18 protein-coding genes and 1 tRNA gene are annotated in these 20,005 nt (G+C 53.6%); 6 read left to right on the top strand and 13 right to left on the bottom strand.

The annotated features are described in order from the left end of the window. The 6 genes from IM282_RS08325 to IM282_RS08300 are packed head-to-tail and all read right to left on the bottom strand — an operon-like array spanning position 1 to position 6,036. Positions 1–1,008, bottom strand: coding sequence for a fimbrial protein (locus IM282_RS08325; RefSeq protein ID WP_192970313.1), 1,008 nt, complete (start codon positions 1,006–1,008; stop codon positions 1–3). Continuing rightward, a complete protein-coding gene (locus tag IM282_RS08320; protein ID WP_022646600.1) occupies positions 1,008–1,526 on the bottom strand; it encodes a fimbrial protein in 519 nt (172 codons plus the stop codon). Before IM282_RS08320 ends, IM282_RS08325 begins: the two co-directional genes overlap by 1 nt. Beyond that, positions 1,517–4,042 (bottom strand): fimbria/pilus outer membrane usher protein, encoded by a 2,526-nt coding sequence (locus IM282_RS08315; protein WP_192970312.1) that lies wholly within the window; start codon positions 4,040–4,042, stop codon positions 1,517–1,519. Before IM282_RS08315 ends, IM282_RS08320 begins: the two co-directional genes overlap by 10 nt. Before the next feature lie 23 nt (positions 4,043–4,065). Further along, positions 4,066–4,743: a molecular chaperone gene (locus IM282_RS08310; protein WP_022646602.1), complete on the bottom strand. Its 678-nt coding sequence runs from the start codon at positions 4,741–4,743 to the stop codon at positions 4,066–4,068. 53 nt (positions 4,744–4,796) lie between these two features. Next, entirely contained in the window at positions 4,797–5,381 is a 585-nt protein-coding gene (locus IM282_RS08305) for a fimbrial protein (RefSeq protein WP_022646603.1), read from the bottom strand. Between the two features lie 52 nt (positions 5,382–5,433). Beyond that, the gene (locus tag IM282_RS08300) at positions 5,434–6,036 is read right to left on the bottom strand and encodes a helix-turn-helix transcriptional regulator (RefSeq protein ID WP_022646604.1); all 603 of its coding nucleotides are present in this window, start codon (positions 6,034–6,036) and stop codon (positions 5,434–5,436) included. Positions 6,037–6,870: 834 nt separating this feature from the next. On the opposite strand from IM282_RS08300, the gene IM282_RS08295 reads away from it, so the two are divergent. From IM282_RS08295 to IM282_RS08285, 3 genes are all read left to right on the top strand, one after another. After that, a complete protein-coding gene (locus tag IM282_RS08295) occupies positions 6,871–7,659 on the top strand; it encodes a winged helix-turn-helix domain-containing protein (RefSeq protein ID WP_063200584.1) in 789 nt (262 codons plus the stop codon). Between the two features lies 1 nt (position 7,660). Beyond that, positions 7,661–8,140, top strand: a complete 480-nt coding sequence (locus tag IM282_RS08290) for a hypothetical protein (RefSeq protein ID WP_192970311.1) — start codon at positions 7,661–7,663, stop codon at positions 8,138–8,140. 242 nt (positions 8,141–8,382) lie between these two features. Further along, positions 8,383–9,264, top strand: a complete 882-nt coding sequence (locus IM282_RS08285) for a GlxA family transcriptional regulator (protein WP_038415011.1) — start codon at positions 8,383–8,385, stop codon at positions 9,262–9,264. A 64-nt stretch (positions 9,265–9,328) separates the two neighbouring features. On the opposite strand, the gene IM282_RS08280 is transcribed toward IM282_RS08285, so the two are convergent. Continuing rightward, complete coding sequence (locus IM282_RS08280) at positions 9,329–9,628, bottom strand: XRE family transcriptional regulator (protein WP_023299004.1); 300 nt, start codon at positions 9,626–9,628, stop codon at positions 9,329–9,331. A gap of 123 nt (positions 9,629–9,751) precedes the next feature. Then, complete coding sequence (locus IM282_RS08275; protein WP_192970310.1) at positions 9,752–10,093, bottom strand: SymE family type I addiction module toxin; 342 nt, start codon at positions 10,091–10,093, stop codon at positions 9,752–9,754. Between the two features lie 128 nt (positions 10,094–10,221). On the opposite strand from IM282_RS08275, the gene IM282_RS08270 reads away from it, so the two are divergent. Further along, positions 10,222–10,386: a YlcI/YnfO family protein gene (locus IM282_RS08270; protein ID WP_192970309.1), complete on the top strand. Its 165-nt coding sequence runs from the start codon at positions 10,222–10,224 to the stop codon at positions 10,384–10,386. On the opposite strand, the gene IM282_RS08265 is transcribed toward IM282_RS08270, so the two are convergent. From IM282_RS08265 to IM282_RS08255, 3 genes are all read right to left on the bottom strand, one after another. Then, entirely contained in the window at positions 10,387–11,283 is an 897-nt protein-coding gene (locus IM282_RS08265) for a hypothetical protein (protein ID WP_192970308.1), read from the bottom strand. Continuing rightward, positions 11,280–12,272, bottom strand: a complete 993-nt coding sequence (locus tag IM282_RS08260; protein ID WP_192970307.1) for a DGQHR domain-containing protein — start codon at positions 12,270–12,272, stop codon at positions 11,280–11,282. The genes IM282_RS08265 and IM282_RS08260 overlap by 4 nt, the downstream gene beginning before the upstream one ends. An 87-nt stretch (positions 12,273–12,359) precedes the next feature. Next, positions 12,360–12,454 (bottom strand) — tRNA-Sec (locus tag IM282_RS08255). Positions 12,455–12,742: 288 nt separating this feature from the next. Between IM282_RS08255 and IM282_RS08250 the strand changes: the two genes are divergently transcribed. Both IM282_RS08250 and yicI read left to right on the top strand, forming a co-directional pair. Further along, on the top strand, positions 12,743–14,134 hold the full coding sequence (locus IM282_RS08250; RefSeq protein WP_063136741.1) for a glycoside-pentoside-hexuronide family transporter: 1,392 nt from the start codon (positions 12,743–12,745) through the stop codon (positions 14,132–14,134). Between the two features lie 12 nt (positions 14,135–14,146). Continuing rightward, on the top strand, positions 14,147–16,465 hold the full coding sequence (gene yicI / locus IM282_RS08245; protein ID WP_192970306.1) for an alpha-xylosidase: 2,319 nt from the start codon (positions 14,147–14,149) through the stop codon (positions 16,463–16,465). A 129-nt stretch (positions 16,466–16,594) separates the two neighbouring features. Here the strand turns inward: yicI and IM282_RS08240 are convergent, their stop codons facing one another. After that, positions 16,595–18,289: an AsmA family protein gene (locus IM282_RS08240; RefSeq protein WP_045621023.1), complete on the bottom strand. Its 1,695-nt coding sequence runs from the start codon at positions 18,287–18,289 to the stop codon at positions 16,595–16,597. A 118-nt stretch (positions 18,290–18,407) separates the two neighbouring features. Further along, positions 18,408–19,799: a xanthine/proton symporter XanP gene (gene xanP / locus IM282_RS08235; protein WP_059295070.1), complete on the bottom strand. Its 1,392-nt coding sequence runs from the start codon at positions 19,797–19,799 to the stop codon at positions 18,408–18,410. Positions 19,800–20,005 lie beyond the last annotated feature (206 nt).

The raw sequence follows: 20,005 nt of genomic DNA, 5'->3' as shown, positions 1-20,005 counted from the left end.
CTACTGATACGAAAACGTAATGCTCGCCAGGGCGTTAGCCGAGCCGGGGACCAGCTCTCCGGTTCGGATGTACTGCGCCTGGAACGGCAGCGACAGCGTTTGTGCTGCGCTGGTGGTCTGGATGAAAAACTGTCCCGTCGTGCCTGCGGCCGAGCTGTCTGGCCCCATCATCAGCGGCCCGGTACCGTTATAGAAAAACTGCACGCCAATGCCGGAGGCCGTGGAGTCCCCGGTCAGCGTCACGACCGACGAGGTATTTGACGGCGTGGTCTGATCGGTCATTACTGCGTTAACCGCCACGTTCTCATCGCAGGTCAGGCTGAGGTTAAACGCCTCCGATGGCGAGGTGCTGCCTACGCTGGGTAGCGTGTGAACATCAATGGTGCCCAGGTCGACGTTGGCGCTTTTCGTGCCTACCGTGCAGCCGCTTGCCGTCACCGTGATGGTGGTCGGGTTGATGATCACCTGCGCGGTTTTCACTTCGTTGTTATAGGCCGTCAGGATCGCCGCATTAATGGTGGGGGTCTGGTATACGCCGGATTTCAGCGGAACGCCGGTCTTGATAAACGTCACTTTTGCCGACCAGCCCAGTGTGGAGGCGTAACCGTTAGTCCCGTCGGCCGGATAACTCTGCGTAATGCCCGTCTGCATCGGGACATAGGTGGTGCCGTTATAATCTTTAAGCCCAAGAATGAAGCCGATGCCGGGCACGCCCGTTTCAAATACCATGTAACTGGCGCCATCAAGAATAACCGTGATGCCGGTGGCCGTTACGCTGCTGCTCGGCTCCAGCGTCCCTTTGGAGCAGGTAAATACCAGGCCGCACCAAAATACTTCCGAGACGCTCGCAGTGGCGCTCCATTCAGAGCCGATCGTCTTTCCGGGCACGATGGAGTCTGCCGGGCCGGACCAGGACATGGGCGTGGGTGAAAGTGTGATATCCGATGTCCAGGAGAGGGCAAGTGCCTGAGACGTCATGAAAAACAGACCTAAAAACAGTAAACGCATTATTGATACTCCGTCGTCCAGGTCGCCACTGCCGAAACGTCTCCGGCATTGACCGGCGCACCCGTGGCGGCCAGTCGCGCATAGAAGGTCATTTTTACGCTGTCATCCCCCGCCGCGCCGTAAGCAGTGGTTTGGGTGTCCAGCGGGATAAGTACGCTGTCTTTATCCAGAATCTGCACCGCCACGCCGGTCGCGCCGCCGTCAGCGACTTTCAGAAGCTGCGGGTTTTCGTCATCCGGCGTACCGCTGAAGCGGATTTTCACGCCAGCAAAGGTAGGGCCGCACGCTTCAAGGGTGAGCGTGAAGGGCGTTTTGATATTGCTGACTGCCCCCGCCTCGCTAAATTGCTTCACGCCGAGGGTGCCCAGCGGCACGTTTTGCTCCTTCGAATCTTCCGAGACAATACAGGTATTGCCGATCACGTTGCCGGTCACGGAAACCAGCACGTCATAGCCGTGTACGGGGACGGTGATGAACATCAGCAGGATCAGGGGGAGAAACCGGACGGTTACTGACATATGACCTCCTGGGAATACAGCCCGGTGCGGGCCTGATAATTTTTCGGGTTCAACGCATAGCGGATCGTGCAGCGCTGGGCGCTGTCGCGTCCCCATACGGCATGCAATGTTCCCTTCGCTGACAGGCCGGTCAGATACACGCTGCCGCCATCGCCGACGATACCGCTGGCGTTGTCATCCTCTGACGAGACCAGCGTGCCGAAGGGGAGCACGTCTTTAGCGTGATGCACGATAAACATCGCTTTTGCCCCCTGACGCGTGGTGAGGATGGCGCGAACCAGTGCCCCGTCGGTGGGGATTTTATTGGCGATGGCGTTCTCAAGTTCCACGTCATTGCCCACGGTGGTGACATCTAGCGCAACCTGATTAACGCGATACGGCGTGGCGTACGGGATCACCGCATAGCCCAGGCTGTCGGTTTTGATGCCCCTGTGGTTGAGCACGGCGACATGGCTGGCGCCCGGGGCTTTCACCAGGATATTGGTGTTCCCGAGCGGCTGGCTCAGCGTCAGGCCATCCTCATGCAGCACCGCGCCGCCGCTCATCCCGTAGCTGAGGTTGCGGGAGTCACCGGCGTAGCTGTAGCCCAGGTTATAGTCTCCCCACGCGCCCTCGTATTGCAGCGCGGCATCGCCGCCGTAGTGCTGCTGCGCGCTGTAGCGCTGGTTGACGCTATAGAAAAGATTCTCCTGTCCTGGCAGATAACCACTGACACCGGTACTCGCGGTGGTGCCAGCGGGATCCGCATGGGTAGCGGTAAAACGGAGACGGGTCGACAGCGCCGGGTTACCCAGCGGCACCGACAGGGACAACGCAAGGATATTGTCTTTCTTGTTGTCGTACAGGCTAGAGCTACGCTGGGCGCTGATGCCAAGCGACAGATTACGAAACGTTGCGTTCCACGCGAACTGCAAACTTTGCGTGGTTTTTGACGTATTCCAGTAGGTTTGTTGATCCCAGGACAGCGACAGCGCGCCGTATTCGCCCATCGGCTGCGACAACAGCAGCTGATTTTTTGCCTTACGCGACATATGCAGGTTGTAAACCGTGTCGTAGCGGGTGGTGACGGTGCCATCGTCTTCTACGGTCTGTTCTGGCGCTCCGCCCGCCATGCCTTTGTAAGTGGTATCGCTGAGAGTATAAAACCCTGCCGTTGAGTAACGCAGCGAGAAGAAATTGACCCGCGTACCGATATCGTTCAGCAGCTTGCTGTACCGCAGGCGCACCGAATCCCCGGTGTAGTGCTGATTATCAGCCAGCTGGCTGCGGGCATGGGTGAGGTCGAGGGAGTAGGCGCCAAAGCGGCCGAGATTCTGCCCGATACCTAAGGCCAGGCCGTTGTAGCGATCGGAAAACTGCGCCCCGCCATAAAACGTGAGACCGTATCGCCAGCCCAGGAACAGCTCGCCCTGCGCGAAGGAGGGCGAGATCTGATTGCCCGCAGGGCGGTATTTCCCGGCCCCCAGAGCATATTTCACCTGACCGTTACGCACCAGATTCGGCACGCTGGCAAAGGGCAGGGTGTATTGCGTCTGGCTGCCGTCGCTCTCCTGAATGGTGACCGCGAGATCGCCGCCGGAAGAGGTTGGATAGAGATCTTTCAGCACAAACGCCCCCGGCGGAACCGAGGTTTGATAGATAACGTTACCGTTCTGGCGAACCGTCACCGTGGCATTGCTGCGCGCGATGCCGCGCACTTCAGGCGCGTAACCGCTCAGGCTGGCGGGCAACATATTGTCATCGGTCTTCAGGGCAATCCCACGCAGGCCAACGGCGTCAAACACCTGCGATGAGGTGAACGTTTCACCGGCATAAACCTGGGCACGCAAGGCGCGGATATCCCGCTGTAGCCAGGTCTGGACGTGGGTGAGCTCGTTACTCTCTTTGGTCCACGTGGTGAAATCACGCAGCCGCCATGCGCCCAGGTTGGCGCCGCTGTTCAGGCTCACAAACAGCTGTTGTTCCCGCGTGCGCGTCTCGCCCCGGTAGTCATTATTCGCGCCATTGACCACATAGTTCAGCCACGCGGCAGGGATGCCGGATTCCCAGCTCTCCGGGCTGACGTACCCGCGCGGCAGAGCGCGCATCGCGCTTTGCGGTACGGTGAAGTTGAGGGTAAGCGTCCTCTGGTCAAAATCAAACCGGGTATCGGCGAACGACCGGGTTAAAAAAATGCAGCGCTGCGCAGGCGACAGCTCACCCCCTTTCGCCTGACGGCTGTCGATGCCAAGTGCGGCGAATTGCGCAGTTGTAAGGCACGGTAGGGCTTCACCGGCGGTGTTTTCAGCGACGCGAAACGTGACGTTTCCTGTGAACGCGAACTGGGTGTTGATATACACGTTAAGATTGTACTCGCCCGGCGGCAACGCGCTCCCGGCGTTGACCCAGGCGAGGTCGGCGCTGTTTGCCTGTTCGCCGTTAAGAAACGCAGGATTAAAGTGCAGCTCGCTTTCGGCAGCCACGGCTTGCCGAATCACCAGGGCGATCGCCGTGGCGCACAGGATTTTAATTTTCATGTGGTCACGCCTTACTGTTTTTATTATTGGGACAATGACGTGCGGGTGACGGGCGTCCAGGCCCCATAATCGTTAATCGTCTGGTAGCTCATGCTGCTCGCATGGCTGAAGGTGTCTGCCAGCGTCACGCTGGCTTTCGGCGGCACCATGACGGGCGACACCGGCCTGCCATCAATTTTCAGGTTAATGGTGGTGAGGTAATACGGCGTTGGGTTGGTCAGCGTGACCTTGCCCGCGCGGTAGGCGCCTGCAAGGTTTTTCCATGCCTCTCCTGCGCCTTCCCGAAGCGACTCAGGGCGATAAAAGACCTTGATGCGGTTGGCAGAGGCGAATTGCAGCGAATTGCCGGAACCGTTTTTAACCTGCTGTGGGATAGCTTTGACCGTCATCCAGTACAGCGTTTCGCGATCGGCTGGCAGTGCGTTGCCGCTGAACATGATTTTCACCGCGCTTTCGCTGGCGGGCTTCATGACGTACAGCGGCGGCGTGATGACGAAGTCGTTGGTACGGCTCCCTTTCTCGTCTTCCATCCATGACTGGATCAGGAACGTGGCATCAGGGTGGGTATTTCTTACCTGCATCATCGTCTGCGTCGTCGCGCCTGCGTAGACCAGCCGCGTTGCACCCAACCCCACGCCGCCTGCATACACGGCGGATGAACATAACGTGCCAGCCAGACAAATCCATGTGTTTACGCGCATTGTGCGTCTCCTGAAAGCTGAGTCAGACCCGGCCAGCAGACCGGGCCTGAAGATTACGAATAGGTCACGGTGTAGGTTGCGACCGCGCTGGCATCACCCGCCGTGGCGTTGCCCAGTGGGGAGTAATATTTCGCGCTGAAGTTCAGGGTGTTCGCCCCCGCACGCAGGGGGATCGCTGCTGCCGGCTCACCCAGCCTGACGACGTTGCCCTGTTCATCATAAAGACGGATAGCGACATGCTGCGCCGAGCCCGCGCCGCCGTTTACTCCCGCGGCCAGGCTATTCACATCGGTACTGTCCGGCGTACCGGTGAAGGTGATAGCCACGGTCGTTGCGGCAATGGGGTTATCTTCCGTGGACGCGGAGGTATCGGCGATTTCGCAATCCTCCAGCGTGATGGAGAAGGCTTTTGCGGTACTGGCTTCACTGCCTGCGGCAGCCAGCGTGGCGGTACGCACTTCACCCATGTCGACGTCGATATTCGCGCTACCGGCGCTGATGGCACAGGCGGAGGTCACCACTTTACCGCTAAAGTTAACCGTGCCGCCGCTGGTGGTGGCGGCCAGTGCTGAGCCCGCTGGCAGCAGGGCGGCAATGCTTAATGCCAGCAGAGATTGGCAAGTAAGGCGTGCTTTCATTTCATGGTTCCTTGGTTTTTTTATTACGAGATTTGCTCTGAAAGCGGCAGGTCTAACTGGTTAAAAAGACCAGCAAATCTGTCTTATTCCTGAGCCCGAGTTTTCTTATCGCTGAGCTTTTTAAAGCGCTCACGCGGCGATAAGAAAGTTTCTCCAGTTCTGCGATGTAACGTATATCCAGTCCGTTCCTGAGTTCCTTTAATACCCTCCTTTCTCCAGGCGTCAGCGATAACGCCGCTGGCTGCTTTTGGGGCCGATAATGGCTATCGACCATTTTTGCTAGCTTTATCCGCCACTGATAAACCGTGTTCTGTAGCGAGATATAGGCATCAATATCTTCCCTGGCCCATAACAGGGAATGGGCAGAGGTTGAGTACAGGCAGATAATCACCTCTGGATGCGTGGCTTTGATTTTTTTTAAATATTTCAGTGAGCCATACCCTGTATGGTATTTCTCTGCGCCGGATATAAATAAGATATCGATACGAATCGACGACAGCGCCTTATCCAGTTCCTGATAACCTCCTTCTATGATAATGATGTGAAGGTCGTCGCGGATGCTGCGTAATAACGTTTTAATGCCGTTTCTTGCATAATGATCGCCGCCCATCAATGCAACAGTAATATGCTGTGTTATTTGGTTATTGTTCGTCATGTTATTCCTCGATTTATAATAGTAATCAGGCGAATTATTTATAAGGGTATCGCCAGTATTCTCGAAGCAATGACGTATTGCATAGTGTAGGCCTACTATACGTCGGCCAATAAAGAGGTAATCTGAATTAATCTAAAATTGTATTAATTACTGAGATCGAGACCGGTTACGACGCTTCCCTCTGATTGGTCTTATTCCGCTTCGCTTTCTGTAAATTATGATAGCCGCTATTTTTAATGAAAATTTAGCTTTGATAAATGTTTTGTAAGGAGTTTGTCGTCTGGTGTCAGTGCGGGTGTGAAGTTGCTGACGGGGAATAACAATTTACGAATGTTATCATCGATAAAAACTGATAGAGAGGTGGCTGAAAAGCATACAAAAACCATGTAAATTATTGATATTTGTCAGGTTGAGAAAACTTAAGGCTTAAGAGTACTGAATATTTCAGACACGCATGTCCGTGGCGTACAATGTTTTTTTATGTAGATATTTGTCAATGTCAAGAGGCGATGAGAGCGCCAAAAGGAGAGGCTCTGATAAAAGAGATGCTGTCGATAGTCAGATACTTCTGTGGAGCGGAAATTCACTTCACAAAACATCATAATGAGGATGATCGCGGATGAATCGGCTCTGCAAGCCGCATTCTACAAGGGTTGAGTTCTTATGCAGGTTCAGTGAAGCTTAAGGGATGAAATATAAATTAAGATTTTTCGCCAATGGCGAAGATATACAGCATGCCGTTAATCAGTCACATTAATCCCGACGCGAATGTCATCACATACATGCGGTGACTCAGGTTCAACATCTGTTAACCGGAGAATTCATACTGCCCCTATGCATAAGCATTACATTATAAATAATATCGTCGAATTTCATCCTGCGGCCAGCACGTTACGTGATATCAACAATCCTGACCGTGTGGTTGTGTTAAATTCGCCAGCAGGCCGATGCCTGTTGTTATTAATCGACAGAGCGGGGTCGATTGTCACTCAGCAAGAGTTCCTTGATATTGTCTGGCAAAGCCGCGGCATGCTTGTCTCCTCCAATACCTATTACCAGAACATCTCCATCCTGCGCAAAGGGCTCAAAAAGATTGGTTTTGAAACTGACCCTATCGTTACCATTCCCCGTATTGGGCTGACGCTGGCAAGCGACACGCAAATAACCGTCAGAGAGTCTTCGCCTGTCGCGCCTCAACCCGCAGAGGGACAATGTGTGGAGGCACCAGCGATCGAGGAGGTAGCAACATCTTCCGCGCCAGCAACGCCCGTTGCCAGGAAGCCCACGCGCTGGCTGGCTGTCGTCATGGGGCTATTGATCATCCTGGCCGGGGCAGGCGTGACGGGATATATGAGCGCCACAGAAAACCGGTTTGTTGAGGATTACCGTTTTGCGGCATCCGTCGGGGCCTGTCGCGTTTATCTTGCGAACGACATTCAGACCCACGCTGAACGCGCTTCCGCGCTGACCTATGTGGAACAATTCAAGGCTGAATGCGCGCAATATCCCTGGGTTTACATCAGCTGGTACGCTCTGCTTCCTCGTGCGTCGGTTATTCGCTGCGACCGGCCAATGAAAGAACCGAACCGCTGTATATCTGATTATTTCCTGAAGGATAGCTAGCATGACTCGTTTTCGGCAGATGCTGTATGTCATCGTGACGGGCCTCGTCACGGCAGGCGTGCTGACGGGCTATTACCTGTGGCACCGATCTTACGTTCAGCCTTTTTCATGCCAGGCTAATCTGGTCCAGCACCATCCGAATGAGACGCTGACGGTCTGGCTGAATTACACCTTCGACGGGAAATTCGGCACCCTGAGCATGAATGGCCGGGCAAAGAGCGATCCGGGTAAAACCATCGACAGGAAAATTTCCTTTCGGGTGGAGAGAAAAGATCGCCTCTATTTGCTGACGTCAGAAAAAAATATGACGTTCCCGGACGATAATGTCGAAGACAGCTGGCTGGAAAAATATGAACCGCAATTTTTTGTCTATCCGGGCAAGAGTATTTATATGCGTATCAATGAACAACATAATGGTAACTATATCTTTACCTTAGGAACATTACCGACATATGTGTGTCGTGGTTCAAAAAAAGAATGATGTAAACGAGAAAAGCATTATATTTTCCTCCCGTCTCATTTATGCTTGATTTAAAATATCAGGATTATCTTAGAAATATAAAGTGCGACAGATCATGTTGCGATAATGTAATTAATTTTAAATTTGGCAAGTAAATGAAAAGTGTATTTGACTCCTCCGATGGGGGGAAATCAGTACCGGAAAAGTGTCTGCATATTGGGTTGATATTATGGCCCCGTTATTCACTTCTGGCGGTATCTGGATTGCTGGAAGCGCTGCGTTATGCAGCGAAAGCTCAGGATAAATTAGCATTTAAAATCAGCCTGATAAGTGAATTTCCTGATATCCCGATTATCAGCAATGCGGGGATTATCATGAGGCCGGATTCTCCCCATGGGCCGCCGGACAGTTTTAACTACCTTGCTGTTATCGGCGGTGAATTGCAGTATCTGGACTTAGGATATCAGGGGGATAAAGCGTATCTGGCACATGCCCACCATGCCGGGGTTCCGCTCATTGGCATTGGCACCGGCAGTTTTGTCCTCGCACAGGAAGGATTGCTGAATGAACGACGAGCGTCCATCCATCCTTTCCACCTTGATGCATTTCGGCAGGCTTTCCCGCTGGTTTATGCTGAGCAAGGGTATGATTTCATCGACGATGGCGATGTGCTGACCTGCCCGGGCGGTATTTCCACCCTGACGCTGGCAACTGAGCTTATCCGCGCCCATGCCGGGGATGATATCGCCAGCACCACCTGTCAGCGTTTGTCGCTCGTTCCGCATGAAATTGCCACCCCACGTCCGGCGAATCTTGCGCTTATCCCTGACTCGCGGTTGCGCCGCGCCGTCATGCTGATTGAACAGTTCCTGACCCGGCCGCTCACTACCGCCGGGCTTGCGCGAGAAGTGGCATTGAGTGAACGCCAGCTCAACCGTCTGTTCCACGCAGAATTCGGCAAAACGGCCCGCGAATTTATCCGCAGCGCCAGACTGCGCTATGCTTGCTGGCTGCTGAAGAACTCGCAGCAAAGCGTGACGGATATTGCGCAGCGGATGGGATTCAGCGACTGCGCGCACTTTATTCGTCATTTTCAGACGGAGTATGGTTGTACGCCTGGGGTATGGCGCACGTCGCAGAATTAATTTTCTGAGGTGGATGTAAAATGCGGCTTATATAGTTGCGCCATCAACTACAGATACAATCGCGCTAGAGATGAAACGCAACCTGCTTGCCAGTGGGTAGTTCCACGTTAATGCTAAGTTTTCCGCCCATCGCTTCGATGTAACGCTTAAGCGTAGCAATCTTCAGATCGTTTCCACGCTGCTCCAGCTGTGTTACCGCAGGTTGACTTACGCCCATAAGATCGGCGACATGTTTTTGCGAAAGCTGGAGCTCTTCACGCAGAAGTTGCAGACCGGTTTCGAGGAACATTTCCTCTGCCATCTCCTGAATGCGCTGTTGGCTTTCCGGTGAGCGTGACGCAATCACTTCATTTAAGGTTTTCACTTAGCTGCCTCGCTGGCAGTTGTTCGATAAAACCGAACAACTGCATTTTCGACCCGTCCACCCTTATCAGAAATGCTTCATAAGGATAATGTCTGTAAGCTCGTAGTATGCCAGAAACAGCCGCTAAGCCAGGTGGTTTGTATTTGATTTTGCGAGGCGCTTTCCAGCATGTGGAATTTGGATCGCTGCAAGCGCGTCCTCTATCTCAATAAGCTTTGCTTTCGTCCGTTTATAATCGTCCTGCAAACGCTGCTCCTGCTCGTTATACGCCACCAGAACGATGCATCCTTTCATGACCTTTACCGTGACCTGCTGTCCAGTATCAAACCCCGCCGCGCGCAGCCACTTGCCGGAAAGGATGATTTTTGGTGTAGATTTGTCGTAAACATTCGGGCGGTATCCCACAATTAATGAACGCTCGATTCCGGATTGGTCGGTGTCTGGGGTAGAATGCGAAACAGCCATAATCAACTCCTTGATAGTTGGTGAGGTTAGACGCCCTTTAGTGCTCCAACACTGCTGGGCGTTGTCAGAATTCCGAATCCATGTGGTAGGTACCACATGCGGATAAATTAACCGAAGTGGTACCTACCATGCAAGAGAAAAAGAAACCAAATTTTGACCGCACCAAGAGCACGATGAAGAACATCCGGTTCGAGGATGAGCTTTTGGAGCAGATTGAGAAGGCTGCGGGGAAAGGAAATTTTAGTAAGTGGGTTAAAGAAGCTTGTTTAGAACGACTGAAGAAAGTTGAGTAGCTATTCTTCTTTCTTCAATAATCGCTCGTTTATTATGAATGTTGCTTCTTTGAGTACATAATAAATATATGCCATACTTGCAACAATGTTTTCTTCATGTGGTTTCAGTGTTCTATTTGAAGCCCATGATATACTCGAACTATTAGAAGACATGAGTTGTAAAAACTTTCGAGCTAACTCAGTACCTTTTACGCCAAAAAAATCTGCGTATGTGTAATTCCATTCATTTCTGATTGCGCTAGGTAATTTCCACGCTGACTCTTGCTCACTACATATATTTAAATATAGTGTTTGATGCTGTTTTATTTTATCATTTACATCAAGTTTTTTTATTATAGATGATAAATTTTTCCACACTTCAACATGTGGACGAGGCGAACTCTTTGTAAGAGTTAAAAGGACATGGTCGGCAAAACTTGACGGAGATACAGTGACTTTAAAACTATTGTTAGGTTCAATGTTTAATGTCGCGGGTATTGTATTTCTCGCATGAAATAGTAACGCTTTAAATTCCTCAGAAGAAAAGTTGATGATATATGAGCCACACAACTTAGAGATTTCATTTGCCATGAAAAAGCTGGCATAATAAGTAGATATAATAATCCAAGCTGGTTGAGAGTTTGAGTTTATGAGATTAGTAATATTTTCTACTTGAGAAGATATCCTACTGGCACCAAAGAAATAGTCCGTGAATAAGCTTTCAAGATAGTCATCACTAGCTAGCTCAATTGTTATCTTATGATCTTGCAAAATTTTAAGGTCAATATTGTATCCTTGATTAATAAGGATTTTTTTTATCGAATTTTTATACTGCGGCTTCGATGCAGAAGCTTCAGCCAAAGAACCCAAAGTTCCTATTTTTTTTATCGCAGCCTTTGCTAAATCTTCTTGTATCATAATAATAAGTCATTAGGAGTATCAAGAGTAGAGCTATGCAAAGAAATCAAATCTTGCATTTCTGTTGACATGGCAGAAATAGCTTGTTGATTCGAGCCACTGTGCCGATCAAAGTCAATACGCTTGATGCCAAGCAGGATTTCATATAGAGACTCTTCTTTATAGTTTTTAAAATGTAATAGTGATAAAGAACAAACAGGTTCAAAAATTTTAAAAACAGCTTGGAAAAATGCTGAAGTAGTTAGTCTTGAAGATGATTGTTCAATTTCTCTTAATATTCTCTCTATTGCATTTAAATAATTTATTAACAAGGCTTTCTTTTGTTCATAATTTAGATTTTTAAATACAGAACCCTCTAAAAGGGGATCTAGAGCTGTTTGGAAAGGGACATGAGAAAGTTTTCCAGGGGCAGAAACTGTAGCTGTAGTTTTACCATACAATGGGGAATTAACATCAGTGTTTAAGTCATTAAATAACTTATTTCTGATCGCATCTTTAGAATCTGGCTCTGAGAGAAATTTCAATAGCTCAATTCGTAAAGTTTTAGGTACACCCTTTTGATTTGAATTAATATCTAAGAAATATTGGACTTCTTGCTGAAGATTTAATCCTGTAAAGATGCAAACGGGTAAATATACAGAGTCGTCACATAAACTAGCTCCATAGAGACGATGCTGGCCATCGATTATAAATAAATCACCATCATCAGTATCTATGCTCAGCAAGTTTTTTTTATCATCAAATGAAACCGTGCAACCATTTTGAGCGCTTAAAATGATTGATCCGGGAATTATATTTCCACTATTAATATATGAGGCGATGTCTTGCGCTCTGGATTTATTTAAAAGACGCTGATACCCTCTGTCAGGATCATCATCAGCTCGAGACACTGTTGCAATTTTATAAAGCTCTTTAGCATCTAGAACAGTGACAAAACAACCAATATCATCGTTGCCTATATTGAAACCGAGTTTAGATATTTTGGGCATAGTAAAAAACCTGAGTGTAATTAACTGCCAAGAGTATACCAATCAGTATTGAGTGAGCAAAGAGAATAAAAAGATTAAATAATTTTTTGGCGGAAGATCACAGGAGTCGAACCTGCCCGGGAACGCTGGCGTCCCCAACTGGATTTGAAGTCCAGCCACCTCACCGGAGATGACGATCTTCCGCGCCTCGATTGCTACATGGAGGCGGGGCGCATTATAGCTACTTTCAGGCATTTACCACATACCCCACACCACTTTTTTCACCTCTCTTTTGACCTGAATCCCCCTGTTTCAGCTAATTCTTAAGAAAATCCTCAGGTTAGCATTTCGTGCTCATCAACTTTTATCCCGATCACAAAAAACAAGAAACGTAATCTCTTAACCAGAAAACGCAATACCCGCATCTGAAACAATGGTTTAAAACCAATGCAACCGGTCTCAGCGCCCCCTACAGCGTGAAGGATAAAAATATGAGCGAAGTATTGTCAGTAAAAGAGAAGATTGGCTACGGCATGGGAGACGCCGCCAGCCATATCATTTTTGATAACGTCATGCTTTACATGATGTTTTTCTACACCGATATTTTTGGTATTCCCGCCGGGTTTGTCGGCACCATGTTCCTGCTGGCCCGCGCGCTGGATGCGATCTCCGACCCGTGCATGGGGCTGATTGCCGACCGCACCCGCAGCCGCTGGGGCAAGTTCCGTCCGTGGATTTTGTTCGGCGCGATCCCGTTCGGCATCGTCTGCGTGCTGGCCTACACCACGCCGGACCTCAGCCTCAACGGCAAAATGGTTTACGCCGCTATCACCTACACGCTGCTGACCCTGCTTTATACCGTGGTCAACATCCCGTACTGCGCGCTGGGCGGGGTGATCACCAACGACCCGACGCAGCGTATCTCCCTTCAGTCCTGGCGCTTTGTGCTGGCGACGGCGGGCGGCATGCTCTCCACGGTGCTGATGATGCCGCTGGTGAACCTGATTGGCGGCGACGATAAAGCGTTCGGCTTCCAGGGCGGGATCGCCGTGCTGTCGGTGGTCGCGTTCCTGATGCTGGCGTTCTGCTTCTTTACCACCAAAGAGCGCATCCAGGTGCCGCCGAGCACCACCTCCATGCGTGAAGATTTGCGTGATATCTGGCAAAACGACCAGTGGCGCATCGTCGGCGTGCTGACCATCCTCAACATTCTCGCCGTTTGCGTGCGCGGCGGCGCGATGATGTACTACTGCACCTGGATCATGGGCTCGCCGGAGGTGTTCGTCGCGTTCCTGACCACCTACTGCGTCGGCAACCTGATTGGCTCGGCGCTGGCGAAACCGCTCACCGACTGGAAGTGCAAGGTCAGCATCTTCTGGTGGACCAACGCCGCGCTGGCGGTGGTCAGCGTGGCGATGTTCTTCGTGCCGATGCATGCCACCGTGCTGATGTTCGGCTTCATCTTCGTTATCGGCGTGCTGCACCAGCTGGTGACGCCGATTCAGTGGGTAATGATGTCCGATACCGTCGACTACGGCGAATGGACCAACGGCAAACGTCTGACCGGCATCAGCTTTGCGGGCACGCTGTTCGTGCTGAAACTCGGCCTGGCGCTGGGCGGGGCGATGATCGGCTGGATGCTGGCAGGCGGCGGCTACGACGCGGCAGCCAAAACCCAGAACAGCGCGACCATCAGCATCATTATCGGTCTGTTTACGCTGGCTCCGGCGATCTGCTACGTGCTGAGCGCCATTATCGCCAGACGCTACTACACGCTGAAAACCCCCTTCCTGACCAAAATCCTGCGCGAGCTGGCGCAGGGCGCGCGCCGCAATCAGCAGGAGTTTGAAAACCTGCCGGTCAGCAAAGAATTGCAGAACTAAGAGGACGTAAGCATGAAAATCAGTGATGGAAACTGGCTTATCCAACCGGGCCTTAACGTGACGTATCCGGTACAGGTGTTCGACGTGGAGCAGCAGGGCAATGACCTGGTGGTGTATGTGGCGCCGCGTGACGTGCGCGAACGCACCTGGCAGCTCGACACGTTGATGTTCACGGTGCGCCTGTTTGCTCCGCAGGAAGGGATTATCGGGGTGCGCATTGAGCACTTCCAGGGCGCGCTGAACAACGGCCCGCACTATCCGCTGAACGTTCTGAAGGATGTAAAAGTTGAGATTGAAAACAACGCCGAATTTGCCGAGCTGAAAAGCGGCAGCGTCAGCGTGCGCGTCGCCAAAGGCGAGTTCTGGGCGCTGGATTTCCTGCGCAACGGCCAGCGCATTACCGGCAGCCAGCTGAAAAACAACGGCTACGTGCAGGATACCAACACCGATCGCAACTATGTGTTTGAACGTCTGGATCTGGGCGTGGGGGAAACGGTCTACGGCCTGGGCGAGCGCTTTACCGCGCTGGTGCGCAACGGCCAGACGGTCGAAACCTGGAACCGCGACGGGGGCACCAGCACCGAGCAGTCCTACAAAAACATCCCGTTCTACCTGACCAACCGCGGCTACGGCGTGCTGGTGAATCACCCCGAGAACGTCTCGTTTGAAGTCGGCTCCGAAAAAGTCTCCAAAGTGCAGTTCAGCGTGGAAGGGGAGTATCTGGAGTACTTCGTGATCGACGGCCCGACGCCAAAAGAGGTATTAAACCGCTATACGCAGTTCACCGACCGTCCGGCGCTGCCGCCTGCGTGGTCGTTCGGCCTGTGGCTGACCACCTCCTTCACCACTAACTACGACGAAGCGACGGTCAATAGCTTTATCGACGGCATGGCCGAGCGCGACCTGCCGCTGCACGTGTTCCACTTCGACTGCTTCTGGATGAAAGCCTTCCAGTGGTGCGACTTCGAGTGGGACCCGGTGACCTTCCCGGATCCGGAAGGCATGATCCGCCGCCTGAAAGAGAAAGGGCTGAAGGTCTGCGTGTGGATCAACCCGTACATCGGCCAGAAATCGCCGATCTTCCGTGAGCTGAAAGAGAAGGGCTACCTGCTGAAGCGCCCGGACGGCTCCCTGTGGCAGTGGGACAAATGGCAGCCGGGGCTGGCGATCTACGACTTCACCAACCCGGACGCGTGCAGGTGGTATGCGGACAAACTGAAAGGCCTGGTGGAGATCGGCGTCGACTGCTTCAAGACCGACTTCGGCGAGCGTATCCCGACGGACGTCCAGTGGTTTGACGGTTCCGATCCGCAGAAGATGCACAACCATTACGCCTACATCTACAACGAACTGGTGTGGAACGTGCTGAAAGAGACGGTGGGAGAAGAAGAGGCGGTGCTGTTTGCCCGTTCTGCCTCCGTGGGTGCGCAACAGTTCCCGGTGCATTGGGGCGGCGACTGCTACGCCAACTATGAATCGATGGCGGAAAGCCTGCGCGGCGGGCTGTCGATTGGCCTGTCCGGCTTCGGATTCTGGAGCCACGATATCGGCGGGTTCGAAAACACCGCTCCGGCGCACGTCTACAAACGCTGGTGCGCTTTCGGGCTGTTCTCCAGCCACAGCCGCCTGCACGGCAGCAAATCCTACCGCGTGCCGTGGGCGTACGATGATGAGTCCTGCGACGTGGTGCGCCACTTCACCCAGCTGAAATGCCAGCTGATGCCGTACCTGTATCGTCAGGCTGCGCTGGCCCGCGAGTTCGGCACGCCGATGCTGCGGGCGATGATGCTGGAGTTCCCGGACGACCCGGCGTGCGATTACCTTGACCGCCAGTACATGCTGGGGGATTCGATGATGGTGGCGCCGGTGTTCTCCGAGGCGGGCGACGTGCAGTTCTGGCTGCCGGAAGGGCGCTGGACGCACCTGTGGCACAACGATGAAATCGAGGGCAGCCGCTGGCATAAGCAGCAGCACGATTTCCAGAGCCTGCCGGTCTATGTGCGCGACAACACGCTGCTGGCGCTCGGCAATAATAACCAGAAGCCGGACTATGCGTGGCACGAGGGGACAGCCTTCCAGCTCTTCAACCTGAGCGATGGCGCAACGGCGGTAAGCGAAGTGCCTGCGGCGGACGGTTCTGTGGTGTTTACGCTGAAGGCGTCACGTCAGGGCGACGTCGTGACCTTTACCGGCGCGGGAGATGCGCAAAACTGGTCGGTGTGCTTGCGCAACGTGCAAAAGGTTGGCGGCGTGAAAGGCGGTTCACATGCGGGCAGCGAGTGGGGTGTGGTGGTGAAAGCCGAGGGGGATGAGGTGGTGATCCACCTCTGAGCTGGAAAAATGCCCGGTGGCGCTTCGCTTACCGGGCCTACGGTAATTATGCGGTCTGATGCCCTCACCCACGGGGAGAGGGAACCAAAACCTCGTAGGCCGGGTAAGGCGAAGCCGCCACCCGGCTTTTTACTGTGCCGGAGCCACCGCCGACACCATCCCGCCGGTCATCGTCTGTTGCACCTGCTGTTTATCCATATTCACCGCGCTCAGCTTCCCGTTCACCGTCGGCTTCAGCGGCGCATTCGCCTGCACGCTGCCGCTGGCGGTGAGCTGAATATTGCCGTCGCCCGCAATCGGCAGCGCTGGCCAGCCCCACTGCTGCAAAACGTTGAGTGGTACACCGCGCCCGTTCAGGCTCACGGTGGTTTGTCGCTGTGGCAGCTGTGACACGGTGGCGGTCGCTTCCAGGATCCCTTTCTCGGTAAAGGCGCTCAGGTCGGTAATGTTTACCGTTGCGGCGTTGGCATTCAGCGCCAGCGACGGGCGTCGCACGTCGACGCGGTTAAAGGTTGCTGCCGCCCCGTTCAGGGTTGCGTTACCGCCCCACACGCCCCACTTATGGTCTTGCGCCAGACGCAGATTAGCGCCATAACCGTCGAGGGAGGTGATCTGCCATGGGAACGCCGGATCGATGTCGATCACCAGGTTGCGGCTCAGGCCGAATTTTTTCAGCGTCACGCTGTTCAGCCATGCCGGGAGCGGATCCATCCACAGCGTTTTCCAGTTTTCCGGAAGCGTATATTCCAGCCCGGCAATGGCAACGTCGTCCAGCACCAGCGCGTTCCCGTCGCGCAGCCAGTTGCCGGAGGTGCGCACCATGCCCCCTTCCCAGCGGGAAGTGAACTGACGCAGCGCAATGCCCTGTGGGGAGAATTCCGCGTTCAGGATAGGGTCAAAAAGATGCAGCGAGCCGTAGATAAATTCGCTGGCGTTCATGGATAACCGTCCCTCCTGGCTTTGCCAGTCCCCTTTACTCAGGGTGAGGTTACGCAGGCTAAGATCAAGGTCGGTTACCGCCCAGTCTGGCCCCTGTAGACGGGCATCGGTCACTTCCAGCCGCCCAATCTGTAACGAAGGCAGGGTGGAGAGAGGGGCGAAGAAATCCAGCAGCGATTTGTCGCTTTGCAGGCGTATCTCATTCAGACGCAGGGTGTCGATAACCCAGCCACCGTCGGCATTACGCTGAGCCGACCCCGTAAGCGAGCCGCGCGCCATATCGGCACCGATGGTATTGAGCACCACCTCTTTGCCGTTGAGTTGTCCCTGAATCAGCACGTTGTTGGCCGGTATGCCGTTGAGCGTGAGCGACCCGGCGCTCATCTGGATTTGCGCATTTTTCCCCAGTACGTTCCCCGCCTCGGGCTGCCACGGGCTGACGCCACCGGTCACCTTTTGCGCACTGAGATCCCACTCCGTATTCGGGCTGTTAAAGGCCATGTTATTCAGTTGCAGACGATCGGCCTGGAACGGCAGCGGCGCCGTCTGTGGAGATAAATTCAGCGTGCCATCGAACAGGGTGATGGCGTCCATATGCAGCGGGTCGGTGATCTGGCGGCTGCTTAAGCCAATATCCACTTTTTTAGCGACCAGCGTGGCCGGTTTGCCATCTCGTCCGAAGGTAACGTTTTCCAGAAGGATGTGAGAAGGGGATGAAAAGCGGTGATCCATCAGGTCAAAGTTGAGCTCGTAATCGGTATTCACCGTGATCCAGCTGCTGACCTGCGATGCGCCCCAGCGGGTCTGGAGCAGAAAATAAAAGGCGAGCACTACAATGAGCAGGGCTACCAGAAGATAGATAAGCAGCTTTCCAATAAATTTCATGGTCTTCCTTCCCGCGAAACGCACATAAGGGTGTTATGCACGAATTATGCGCAATGCTCAAGGCGGGAATGGTGTAAAGAGATGTCACGGCAGGCATTGACAGCCTGCCGTGTGGGGATCAGTTCTTTTCAGGCGGGAAAATGAGATTCAGCACGATAGCGGTAATACCGCCCGCGGCGATGCCGGAAGAGAGCAGGTTTTTCACCCAGTCCGGGGCAAACTGCAAAATCATCGGCTGCTGGGAGACGCCAAGTCCTACGGCGAGAGACAGCGCAATAATCATGATTGCGCGGCGGTTCAGCGGCTCGCGGGAGACGATACGCACGCCGGAGGCCGCGATGGTACCGAACATGACCAGCGTCGCGCCGCCCAGGACCGGCTCAGGGATGTGCTGCACAAACCCGCTTACCGCCGGGAACAGGCCGAGGACCACTAGCATTAGCGCCACCACGAAGCCCACGTAGCGGCTGGCCACGCCGGTCAACTGGATCACGCCATTGTTCTGGCCGAAGCAGGAGTTCGGGAATGTGTTGAACACCGCCGAGACAAACGAGTTCAGTCCGTTCGCCAGCACGCCGCCTTTCAGACGTTTCATGTACAGCGGGCCGGAGACCGGCTGCTCGGACACGTCGGAGGTGGCAGTGATATCGCCAATGGTTTCCAGCGAGGTGATCATAAAGACCAGCATCAGTGGCAGGAGCAGACTCCAGTCAATGCCCAGGCCGTAGTAGAGCGGCGTTGGCACGGTAATCAACGCGCTGTTGGTTGGGGTGGTGTTTTCCGGCAGCATGCCCAGCGCCCACGCCAGCAGGTAACCGGCCGCCATGGCGATCACCAGCGAAGCCACGCGCAGGTACGGGTTACGCTGGCGGTTAAGCAGAATAATGATCGCCAGCACCACGCCTGCCAGCAGCAGGTTTTTCGGCGCGCCGAAGGTATGGTCGCTCATTGCCGCGTAGCCGCCCCCGATGGAGGTCAGACCCACCTGAATCAGCGACAGGCCGATAATCATCACCACCACGCCGGAGACCAGCGGGGTGATCACCCGGCGCGCAAGGTGCAGAACGCGGGAGATGATCATCTCTGTGCAGCTTGCCAGCATCAGGGTGCCGAATAGCGCCGCCATCATCGTCGGGACATCTGCGCCGCCGGTTTTCAGTGCCGTACCGCCCATGATCAGCGGCGCCACAAAGTTAAAGCTGGTGCCCTGAATCGACAGCAAACCTGAACCCACCGGACCCCAGGCTTTAATTTGAATGATGGAGGCCACGCCGGAAGCGAACAGAGACATACTGATGATGTGTTGCGTATCCTGCGCCGGTAACCCCAGCGCCTGGCAAATCAGCAGAGCCGGCGTGATGACCGCAACGAACATCGCCAGCAGGTGCTGGCAGGCGGCAAACAGGGTTTGAGGCAGCGGGGGACGATCTTCAAGGCGGTAAATCAGTTCGCTGTTTTGCTTCTGCGCAATCGGTTGCGCAGAAGCAGACTCCAGAGTGTTAACAGACATCGGCGGCAATCCCACGGTGGAAAAGCGGGCATTTTAGCTGACCACCTGGTAAAAGCAAACGATTGCCAGCAAAAAAAAGAGAGAAAATCTGCCGGTGTGAGCAGGTTTTCTACAACGAACAGGAAAAAAAAATTACACTTTTCGCGCCGGCGGCTCATGACGAGCAACACCCGGCCCAGGATAACGCCGCGTGTGTATGGAACACG

The organism is Enterobacter cloacae complex sp. P29RS, from assembly GCF_014893445.1.
GTDB classification, from domain to species: Bacteria; Pseudomonadota; Gammaproteobacteria; order Enterobacterales; family Enterobacteriaceae; genus Enterobacter; species Enterobacter intestinihominis.
Note: the sequence above shows the minus strand (reverse complement) of the source record. Positions and strands in the feature narration are given on the sequence as shown.

What these genes read in the sequence shown, in the direction of transcription:
- IM282_RS08260 (WP_192970307.1), bottom strand. Translation starts at nt 12,272, where the DNA reads ATGCCCAAAATATCTAAACTCGGTTTCAATATAGGCAACGATGATATT.
- IM282_RS08275 (WP_192970310.1), bottom strand. Translation starts at nt 10,093, where the DNA reads ATGGCTGTTTCGCATTCTACCCCAGACACCGACCAATCCGGAATCGAG.
- IM282_RS08300 (WP_022646604.1), bottom strand. Translation starts at nt 6,036, where the DNA reads ATGACGAACAATAACCAAATAACACAGCATATTACTGTTGCATTGATG.
- IM282_RS08295 (WP_063200584.1), top strand. Translation starts at nt 6,871, where the DNA reads ATGCATAAGCATTACATTATAAATAATATCGTCGAATTTCATCCTGCG.
- yicI (WP_192970306.1), top strand. Translation starts at nt 14,147, where the DNA reads ATGAAAATCAGTGATGGAAACTGGCTTATCCAACCGGGCCTTAACGTG.
- IM282_RS08320 (WP_022646600.1), bottom strand. Translation starts at nt 1,526, where the DNA reads ATGTCAGTAACCGTCCGGTTTCTCCCCCTGATCCTGCTGATGTTCATC.
- IM282_RS08325 (WP_192970313.1), bottom strand. Translation starts at nt 1,008, where the DNA reads ATGCGTTTACTGTTTTTAGGTCTGTTTTTCATGACGTCTCAGGCACTT.
- IM282_RS08240 (WP_045621023.1), bottom strand. Translation starts at nt 18,289, where the DNA reads ATGAAATTTATTGGAAAGCTGCTTATCTATCTTCTGGTAGCCCTGCTC.
- IM282_RS08270 (WP_192970309.1), top strand. Translation starts at nt 10,222, where the DNA reads ATGCAAGAGAAAAAGAAACCAAATTTTGACCGCACCAAGAGCACGATG.
- xanP (WP_059295070.1), bottom strand. Translation starts at nt 19,799, where the DNA reads ATGTCTGTTAACACTCTGGAGTCTGCTTCTGCGCAACCGATTGCGCAG.
- IM282_RS08305 (WP_022646603.1), bottom strand. Translation starts at nt 5,381, where the DNA reads ATGAAAGCACGCCTTACTTGCCAATCTCTGCTGGCATTAAGCATTGCC.
- IM282_RS08290 (WP_192970311.1), top strand. Translation starts at nt 7,661, where the DNA reads ATGACTCGTTTTCGGCAGATGCTGTATGTCATCGTGACGGGCCTCGTC.
- IM282_RS08315 (WP_192970312.1), bottom strand. Translation starts at nt 4,042, where the DNA reads ATGAAAATTAAAATCCTGTGCGCCACGGCGATCGCCCTGGTGATTCGG.
- IM282_RS08250 (WP_063136741.1), top strand. Translation starts at nt 12,743, where the DNA reads ATGAGCGAAGTATTGTCAGTAAAAGAGAAGATTGGCTACGGCATGGGA.
- IM282_RS08310 (WP_022646602.1), bottom strand. Translation starts at nt 4,743, where the DNA reads ATGCGCGTAAACACATGGATTTGTCTGGCTGGCACGTTATGTTCATCC.
- IM282_RS08265 (WP_192970308.1), bottom strand. Translation starts at nt 11,283, where the DNA reads ATGATACAAGAAGATTTAGCAAAGGCTGCGATAAAAAAAATAGGAACT.